The 6,610-nt window shown below is 72.8% G+C and carries 6 protein-coding genes; 1 reads left to right on the forward strand and 5 read right to left on the reverse strand.

Annotated features, from left to right (window positions below; translation table 11 throughout):
- Positions 1-62 precede the first annotated feature (62 nt).
- The 4 genes from ACQKIP_RS36095 to ACQKIP_RS36110 form a co-directional block, all read right to left on the reverse strand.
- The gene (locus tag ACQKIP_RS36095) at positions 63-509 is read right to left on the reverse strand and encodes a hypothetical protein (protein WP_365865321.1); all 447 of its coding nucleotides are present in this window, start codon (positions 507-509) and stop codon (positions 63-65) included.
- A gap of 5 nt (positions 510-514) precedes the next feature.
- Entirely contained in the window at positions 515-1,114 is a 600-nt protein-coding gene (locus ACQKIP_RS36100) for a hypothetical protein (protein ID WP_365865320.1), read from the reverse strand.
- Positions 1,115-1,291: 177 nt separating this feature from the next.
- On the reverse strand, positions 1,292-2,584 hold the full coding sequence (locus tag ACQKIP_RS36105; RefSeq protein ID WP_365865318.1) for a helix-turn-helix domain-containing protein: 1,293 nt from the start codon (positions 2,582-2,584) through the stop codon (positions 1,292-1,294).
- Positions 2,585-2,759: 175 nt separating this feature from the next.
- Entirely contained in the window at positions 2,760-4,073 is a 1,314-nt protein-coding gene (locus tag ACQKIP_RS36110; RefSeq protein ID WP_365865316.1) for a lipase family protein, read from the reverse strand.
- A 156-nt stretch (positions 4,074-4,229) separates the two neighbouring features.
- Here ACQKIP_RS36110 and ACQKIP_RS36115 point away from each other — a divergent pair, with 156 nt between their 5' ends.
- Positions 4,230-5,498 carry an AMP-binding protein gene (locus tag ACQKIP_RS36115; protein WP_365865314.1) on the forward strand — a complete coding sequence of 423 codons (1,269 nt, stop codon included), beginning with the start codon at positions 4,230-4,232 and terminating at the stop codon, positions 5,496-5,498.
- Positions 5,499-5,565: 67 nt separating this feature from the next.
- Here the strand turns inward: ACQKIP_RS36115 and ACQKIP_RS36120 are convergent.
- A partial coding sequence (locus ACQKIP_RS36120; RefSeq protein WP_427745103.1) for an MFS transporter occupies positions 5,566-6,610 on the reverse strand: 1,045 nt, incomplete at its 5' end.

A 6,610-nucleotide genomic window follows, 5' to 3' on the forward strand; every position in this document is an offset into this window, starting at 1 on the left:
GTATATGAGCAAAGACTCCGGGGGAGTCGGCAACTCATCGCCCGGCGAGGCTACTTGCGCCCTCACCCGGGGAGGAAACCGGCCCGGAAGTATGCCAGGAGTGTGGTACGCGACGTGCCGTCCGTCTCCGCCAGGCGGCCGGCGGCCCAGAGGAAGAAGTCGTCGGACTCCGCGTCGATCCAGTCGTAGGCCGGGTCGAAGGGGCCGGGGTCGGGTGCGGGGTAGCGGAGTTCGAGGGCCGTTCCCCGCGCGTTCCGCACGACGAAGCGGCGGCTGCCGTCAGGCCCGCCCATTCGGCGGACCGTCACCGTGGCGCAGTCCCAGCGGCGTTGCCCGTACTGGAGCCAGAGGACGGGCGCCGCGTCGAGCGGGTCGGCGTACAGCGCGGCTGCCGTCCCGTCGGCCACGTGGGCGAAGCCGTGGCAGCGGCCGGACGCGGGGGAGAGGAGACCCGTCGCGGGGTCAAGGGCCCACGTCCGTCCGTGGCGGTCGTAATCCTGCAGCAGCATGGTGGTCAGTCGCGCGGCGGGATGCCGAGTTCCTTGTCGACGGCGGCGCTGGTGCGGGTCGACGCCTTGATGACCTCGGCCCAGCTGCCGTACTTCATGAACTGCTGGTCCGCTGTCGGGCCGAGCGGATTGCCGTACTTCTTCATGTTCCGCTGCTCCAGGGCTTCTACCGCCTCGGGGGTCATCCCGGCGCGGGTGATGTCCTTGGCCTCGTTGCGCATGGCGACCAGGACGCGGGCGATCTCCTCGTCGGAGCGGCCCTCCTCGTGCATACGGTCCGCCACGCGCTCCATGGTGTCCAGGAGTTGGTGGTAGCGCAGCCGCACCTCGCGCGCCCGCTCCCGCTCCTCGGGAGTCATCTGCCGGATCAGGCAGACCGCGGGGTCCTTGCTGGTGCACGGATCGTCGGGCGCGACCGGCGGTGCCAGCAGGCCCGCGGCGGCCGGGGCGTGCAGCGCCGGCGAGTCGGCGTGCGCGTGTGCCGGGGCGAGCAGGGTGCCGCTGAGGGTGGTGAGCAGGGGAAGCAGGAAGAGGACCACGAGGCGGGGGAGGATCCGGCCGGGGGGCCGGGTGGTCCGCTTCGCGGTCAGGGGGCGGGCGCGCACGTAGGAAGTCTCCTTCGCCTGGGGGGTGGGGGCGAAGGGGACATTACGGCCAGATAACGGCCACGCACGGCCGCCCTCGCGGCGCGTCCGGGTGATGGCCCGGGCAGGGCGCCTTCGGCCTGCCGGGACGCCTCGGCTCATCCCGCCGTGCTCATCCCGCTGTGCTCATCCCGCCCCTCACCCCGCCCGGCTCACCGCACCCCCGCTTGCCTCGCCCGTGTCCGGGCGCAGGCTCAGTGCGTGCAGGGCCAGTTGCATCTCGAACTGGGCCACCGGGTCGTGCAGCCGGTCGCCGAAGACCTCGTCCAGCTGGCGCAGGCGGTAGCGGACCGTCTGGGGGTGTACCGCGAGGCGCGTGGCGACCTCGCTCGCGTTGTGGCCGCACCGCAGCCAGCACAGCAGGGTCTCGGCGAGGCGTTCGCGCTGCGGTGAGCGCACCTCCTCCAGGGGCAGCAGATGCCGCTGCGCGAGCGCGTCGATCAGTGCCTCGTCCTGGAAGAGCAGCAGCGTCGCCAGATGGTCCGCGCAGTGCAGCAGGCCCGCGCGGGGCAGGATGCCGCGCCGGGACAGCTCCAGGGCGTCCAGTGCCCAGCGCCGCGAGCGCGCGCCCTCGTGCAGCGCGACGGTGGGGCCGACCACCGCCCGCAGCCCTTGCAGCGCGGCGGCGATGGTGCGGGCCCGCCCCGGCCCTTCCGGATCGGGCACCACGATGCAGCCGGGCTGCTCGCTGAAGCGCGCCAGGAACTCCGGCGGCACGATGGGGCTGATGGACTCCGGGGTCAGGGCGTGGTCGATGACGACGACGGCCACCTCGCGCGGGATGGGCCACTGCGCGGCCTGCGCGAGATCGGCGATGGCCTCCGCCGAGGCGGGCGGATCGGCGGTGAGCAGGTCGATGAGGCGGGCCCTGCGCTGCTGGAGTTCGCCCGCCGCGTGCAGCCTGGCCTCGGTGTAGCCCGCGGTCGTCGCCGCGGCCATCTCGTCCAGGTGCAGGAACAGCGCCTCGCCGAAGGCGGCGAGCACATGCCGGGGCAACAGGTCGGCGTCGACCATGGCGTTGACCCGGCGCCAGGTCACGCGCGCCCCCAGGCGCAGTGCCGACTGGAAGGAGTCGAGGCTACGGCCTTCGTTGGCCTCGCCCCTGCCGATGTTCTGGTAGGTGGCCTTGACCGACTCCCAGTCGGTGTCCGGGTGGGCCATCCGGGCCAGGAACCCCTCGAGGGCCTGCTCCACGCCCCGGTTCACGACATGCATGTAGGTGTCGTCGGTGGGGCGCGCGTACTCTGCGATCTCCGTGCGGATCGCCCGCACCACCTCGGCGGTGATCTCGTCGAGGAACGGTCTCACGTGATCGTGGAGGCCGGAGGGGAAGGCTCTGAACGCGGCGGACGACTCTTCTGCGGGGGTGCCCGCGGGTGCGGGTGCGCCTGCCGGGGGTATGCCGGCGGGCAGCGTCGAACCGTTCACCATGGGGGTGCTCCCTCTGCGCGCGGGGGACAAAGGTTTGGTGAAGATACCGCCGCGGGTGCGTGGCGGCCCATCAAGGACGGACAGACATGATGCTGCCTCTTGTCACCCGTGTGACAAGAGGCAGCACGTGCGAACGGACTTGCTCACTGTGGGGGAAAGCCGCGGAAGGACCTGCTCACGGGAGCAGGCAGTTGCCGAACTCCGGCTTGCCTTCGAACCGGTCGCCGAGCCACTTGACCGTGTCGTCCTTGGCCAGTTGGTCGGTCGTCAGGTGCTCGCCGGGATAGACCTTCCACTGGGTGGCGATGTTCGCCTTGCAGTACGCCTTGCGTGTGGCGTCCTCGGTCTCGATCGGGATGACCTCCTCCAGGGCGCCGCGGTACTGCAGGACGGGGAAGTCGATCTCGTACGTGGCGCCGGAGCCCGCGCGGCCGATGCCCGCGCCGAGCTTCTGCTCGTCGACGACCTGGCCCCACGTCTTGCCGTCCGGTCCCTTGAGCGCGTAGAGCTGCTCAAGACTCAGGCGGTCCTTGGTGTTGTCCTCGATCTTCTGGCCCGCGAGGGTCGAAATCGTCCCGAGCAGACAGTGCGACCTGGCCTTCTTGATGGTGTCCTTGCCCTGCTCGTTCATGAGCTCGTCGAACGGCATCTGCGGGTGCGAGGAGGAGAGCCCGAGCACGGCATCGACCAGGAAGCCCGCGAACGGGCCGCCGTTGAGTGACTTGGCGACTACCTTCAGGTCGCCCGGCACACCGCCGGACGCGTCGCCGACGACGTCGAGTTCAGGGGCGTACGAAGCCGCGAGCTGCGCGGCCCAGAGGCTGGCCGCGCCGCCTTCGGAGTAGCCCCACAGGCCGACCTTCGTCTTCGGGTCGAGGCCGCTGCCGGGGATCGCGGACGCGGTGCGCGCGATGTCCAGGAGCGCGTGCCCGGCGTCGGCACCGGAGACGTAGGGATGGGTCTGGCCGTCCAGGTAGCCCGCGCCGTCCGTCGCTGCGACGGCGTAGCCCGCCTTGAGGAGCGACGCGATGTTCTCGCCCTCGTACTCGTCCTGGAACGCGCCCGCCAGCTGCTTGGAGAACGCGCACTGCGAACCGAGCCCCAGCGTGCCGGGGTTGAAGGCCACGACGGGACGGCTGCCCCGCCCCTTCCACTGCGCGTCCGGCACGGCGACGGTGCCGGAGACCGCGACCGGCTTGCCCGCGTTGTCCTTCGAGCTGTACTGGACCTTCCACGCGTGCATCGGGATGTTGCCCGGCACCTGCGGGAGCCGAGTCGTCCGGCAGGCGATGACGCTGCCGGGCGTGCCCGGCACGGAGTCCGGCACCTGGTAGATCCGCTCGTCCGGTGCGTCGCACGCCGCCGAGGCGTCCGGGGCCGCGGCGGCGCCCGCCGTCAGGGTCGGCACGCCCAGCCCCGCGCCCGCCAGGGCGACGGCCGCGGTCAGCGCGAGCAGCCTCTTCTTGCGTTTCGCTCGTGGCCTGCGCACGGTGGGTGCTCCTTCGTGTCGGGGGGATTGCGGTGCACGCCGAGAAGTTACGGAGCGGTAACCGGGCGTCGATAGTCAGTGGAGCCACAGCCCGCCGGGCGCGAACTGTGCGCGCGGCACAAGTGGCGACCCGGTCTCCTGCGCCACGATCAGGTCATGACCCAGTCACCGGTGACGGCCCCGGATCCACGACCCTGGCTGCGCTTCTACGCCGCCGGGGTGCCGCACCTCCTGGAGGTCCCCGACGTCACGATCCCCGCCCTGCTCGACGCGGCGGCGCGGCGCCACGGCGGCCGGACCGGCTTCCGGGGGCTGCACCGCGCGGTGGGCGCATGCGCCGATACGTTGCGGACGCGGGGCATCCGGCACGGCGACCGGGTGGCGCTGGTGCTGCCCAACTGCCCCTGGTTCGCGGTGGCATGGCATGCGGTGCTGCGGCTCGGGGCGGTCGCGGTGGCGATCGATCCGGAGGCGTCAGCGGCGACGCTGCGGCATCAACTGGCTCACTCAGGTGCGGTATTGGTGGTCGCGGGCAGCCCCGCGGGCGAGCGGCTCGACGCGGTGCGCGGTGACACGTACGTACGGGACGTCGTGACGGTCCCGGTCGACGGGGAGTGGCCGGGGAGCGCCTGGACGCGCAGACCCGCCCGGACCAAGCCCGGAGGCAGCGGTCCGAAGCCGGGCGATCTCGCCGCCCTGGCGTATGTCACCGCCGACGGACCCGCGGCGATGCTCAGCCACACGAACCTCGTCGCGGCGGCCCGTCAGCTGACGCTGTGGCAACCGCAGTTGCGCACCGGACAGGAGACGGTCTTGGCCGTCACGCCGCTGTGGCAGCCGCACGGGCTGCTGTTCGGCCTGACCGCCCCCCTGCTCACCGGCACGCGCACCCTTCTCCTGCCTGATCCCGGGCCGCAGGCGCTCCTGCGCACGGCGCGCCGCCGCAAGGCGACCCTCCTGGCGGCCGGGCCCGCCGACTGCCGGCGCCTGCTCCAGCGCCCCGCCCATGAGCTGGAGGCCCTGGCCACGGTCCGCACCTGGCTGACCGGGACGCTGGACGCGGAGACCGCCGACCGGATCCGCGGCTCGGTGGACGCGGTGCTCGTCGAGGGCTACGGCATCCCGGAAGCCGCGGGCGCCGTCCTGGCCAATCCGCGCGGCGCCAACGCCCGGCCCGGCACGTCGGGTCTGCCCCTGCCCGGCACCGAGGTCCGCATCGTCGAGGAGGGCGCTTCGGGGGCCGGGCTGCCGCCGGGGCATGCCGGTGAACTCCTGGTGCGGGGGCCCCAGGTGTGCGCGGGCTACTGGGGCGATCAGGACCGGACGGCGCGGCGGCTGCTGCCGGGCGGGTGGCTGCGTACGGGCGACGTCGCCGTACTCGGCCCGGACGGCTATGTCACCGTCATCGGCGCCGTATCCCCCTGAAGGCCGCGTCCCCCTGAAGGCCGTGTCCCCGTGGAGCCGGAAGGCGCCGACGCGATGAAGCCCGGGGTCACGAACCCACCGGGCGGCGGCTGCGCCCGACCCCGGACGGTGCCCCCGGCCGCCGGTGCCGCGCGGGCCGCCGCAGGGTGACGGCGGTGACGACCGCCCCAAGCAGCACGCAGCCGGCGGCCAGTTGGAGTCCGGTGTCGTAGCCGTCGAGGAACGCGCTGCGCGGATCGGCGCCGTCCCGCAGGGCCGAGCGCTCCGTGCGGGTGAGCACCACGCCGACCAGGACCACGCCGAACACCCCGGAGATCTCGCGGGCCGCGCTCACCAGGCCCGAAGCCATGCCGGTGCGCGTCGCGGGGACATCGGCGACGGAACGTACCGTCAGCGGAGTGGTCAGGGCCGAGCCCGCGCCGATCAGGAGCAGCCCCGGCTGCAGATCCCAGTACTGCGCGTTCAGCCCCGTCCCCGACACCCACACGAGGCCGCCCGAGACCAGCACGAGCCCCCCGGCGATCGACCAGTGCGCCCCCACCGCCTTGGCCGCACGCTCGGCGAACGGCGTCGTCACGAGCAGCGCACCGGCCAGCGGCAGAAAGGCAAGACCCGCCTTGGTGGGGGAGAAGCCGAGCACGCGCTGGAGGTAGAGCGCGGTGAAGAAGAACACGCCGTTGACGCCGATGCCCCACAGGACCTGGGCCGCCGCGCCCCCGCTCAGCGAACGGTTGCGCAGCAGCCGCAGATCGACCAGCGGCAGGAAGGTGCGCGACTCGACGACGAGGAACGCGATCCCGGTGGCGGCCGAAAGCCACAGGCACAGCGGCACCGGCGGGGTGCTGAAGCTGTGCTCGCCGCCCCTGACCAGGCCGTAGGTGAGGAGGAAGAGCGAGGTCGTGGACAGTGCGACACCCGGCAGATCGAGCAGCGGCAGCAGGCCGTGCCGCACGCGGTCGACGGCGCGGGGCACGGCGGGCACCAGGAGCAGGGCGAGGACGCCGAAGGGGACGTTGAGCAGGAACACCCAGCTCCAGTCCCACCGTTCGGTGACGAAGCCGCCCACCACGGGGCCAAGGGCAAGGGCGACGGCGAGTGCCGCGGTCCACAGG

Origin of the sequence: Streptomyces sp. NPDC059900 (assembly GCF_050270335.1) — a bacterium.
In the GTDB taxonomy this organism is placed as follows: Bacteria; Actinomycetota; Actinomycetes; order Streptomycetales; family Streptomycetaceae; genus Streptomyces.